Annotated in this window: 3 protein-coding genes and 1 pseudogene; all 4 read right to left on the reverse strand. The window is 61.4% G+C overall.

From position 1 onward, the window contains the following. The coding region (locus EN750_RS31565) for a phosphatidate cytidylyltransferase (protein WP_189526594.1) at positions 1–500 on the reverse strand (500 nt) is incomplete at its 3' end. Further along, positions 497–1231, reverse strand: a complete 735-nt coding sequence (locus EN750_RS31570; RefSeq protein WP_127327351.1) for an isoprenyl transferase — start codon at positions 1229–1231, stop codon at positions 497–499. The genes EN750_RS31565 and EN750_RS31570, both read right to left, overlap by 4 nt. 34 nt (positions 1232–1265) lie before the next feature. Beyond that, positions 1266–1820, reverse strand: a complete 555-nt coding sequence (gene frr / locus EN750_RS31575) for a ribosome recycling factor (RefSeq protein WP_013531759.1) — start codon at positions 1818–1820, stop codon at positions 1266–1268. A gap of 98 nt (positions 1821–1918) precedes the next feature. Then, positions 1919–2053: pseudogene (gene pyrH / locus EN750_RS41110) on the reverse strand (UMP kinase); the annotation flags it as partial.

A 2053-nucleotide genomic window follows, 5' to 3' on the forward strand; every position in this document is an offset into this window, starting at 1 on the left:
GTCTTGTCGGGCGAGATAGAGGGCGCCAGTTTCGGCCCCCCAACGGCTCGGCCAACGAAATAGGCAAGGATATCGGTGGCCCAGACGACAGCGAACAGGAACAGGATGGCAATGAGGCCTGAACGATCGCCATCGCGCAGCAAGGCGAGCGACAGGCCTGAAACCGCGGCATAGGCAAGGCCGCTCGCATCCCATTGTCCGGTCTTGCGAACCGAGGCGGCTATCGCCGTTGCGGCAACAATGGCCGCCACAAGCGGCAGCAGCCAGGAGGCGGCCAGACCGCCAATCAAGGCGCCAATGAAGACAACCAGCAGTGCTTCCGGCAGGAAATCAAGGCCCGTTGCCCCGGTTGGCCGCGACATGCGGGTCCATTCATAGAAGATCGCCGCTACGATCACGGCACACAGCAGCCGGAACGGCAAACCGCCGATCCAGGTCAAGCCGAGAGTGATGATGGCGAGCACGATCGCCGAAACGATACGCAGTTGAAGATTGCTCATCCCGCGGCCGGTCGCGAAGCGACGTCATGGCCCCCAAGTCCGCCGAAACGGCGTTCGCGGCCAGCAAACTCACGCAAAGCTTCCGCAAGGTGCTCGCGGCTGAAGTCGGGCCAGTAGCAAGGCAGGAAGACGAGTTCGCTATAGGCGGCTTGCCACAGAAGGAAGTTCGACAGCCGGAGCTCGCCGCTGGTGCGGATGACCAGTTCCGGGTCGGGAATGCCTTGCGTATCGAGCGCGCCGGCAAAGCTTTCGGCTGATATCGCCTCGGCGTCGAGTTCGCCACGCGCCACGGCCGCCGCAAGCTTTTGTGCCGTACGAACGATTTCGTCTCGTCCGCCATAGTTGAAGGCGATCACCAGCGTCAGCGATTCGTTTGCGGCCGTCAGCGTTTCGGCCTCGTCGAGCAGTCCCCTGATATCAGACTGCAGCCCTGCCCGGTCACCGATGATTCTAACCCGCACACCGCTCTGGTGCAGTTCAGCAAGGTCACGGCGAATGAACATTTTCAAGAGGCCCATCAGGTCGCTGACCTCGGACTTCGGCCGCGACCAGTTCTCCGACGAGAAAGCATAGACGGTCAGGTAGGAAATGCCGAGCCCAGGTGCCGCGCGCACCGTCTTGCGCAGCGCCTCGACACCGGCACGGTGGCCCGCAAGACGGGGCATGCCGCGCGCCTTGGCCCAGCGTCCGTTTCCGTCCATGATGATCGCGACATGCGCGGGCGTTGCCATGTTCTCGCTTTCGGGTCAGCCGGCGGCCATGACCCTAAACCTGCATGATTTCAGCTTCCTTATCGGAAAGCAGGTGGTCGATGGTGCTGATCGTCTCGTCGGTAAGTTTCTGGACCTGGTCCGAGCGCTTGCGCTGATCGTCTTCGCTGATGTCGCCGTCTTTCTCCGCCTTCTTCAGGAAGTCCATGCCGTCGCGGCGCACATGGCGCGCGGCGACACGGGCGTTCTCGGCGTAGGTGTGCGAGATCTTGACCAGTTCCTTGCGGCGCTGTTCGTTAAGTTCGGGAAGTGGAATCCTGAGGTTGGTGCCGTCTACGATCGGGTTGAACCCCAAATTGGATTCGCGGATCGCGCGGTCGACCGCGCCAACCATCGACTTGTCCCATACCGATACCGAGATCATGCGCGGCTCCGGCACCGAGACGTTGGCGACCTGATTGATCGGCATGGTGGTGCCGTAGGCCTGCACCTGGATCGCATCGAGCAGATTGCTGGAGGCGCGACCGGTCCGCAGCGAGGCCAGATCATGCTTGAACGCGGCAATGGCCCCATCCATGCGCCGCTTGAGATCGTCGTACTCACCACTCATCTTTATCTCCTCGACCGTCTAATGCGGCTCACTGCTTCGGGGCCGTCTTCGAATCGAACTTTCAAAAACCGGCTTCCCTTTTCGGGTCAGGCCGCCGATCAATCGTCCGCGACGACGGTGCAGCGGCCGCCGCCCCTCAGAATATCGCCGAAACCACCTTTTTCGTGGATCGAATAGACGATTATCGGAATGTTGTTTTCGCGCGCAAGTGCAATCGCAGCAGTATCCATGAT

Source organism: Mesorhizobium sp. M7A.F.Ca.ET.027.03.2.1, assembly GCF_003999175.1.
Taxonomy (GTDB): domain Bacteria; phylum Pseudomonadota; class Alphaproteobacteria; order Rhizobiales; family Rhizobiaceae; genus Mesorhizobium.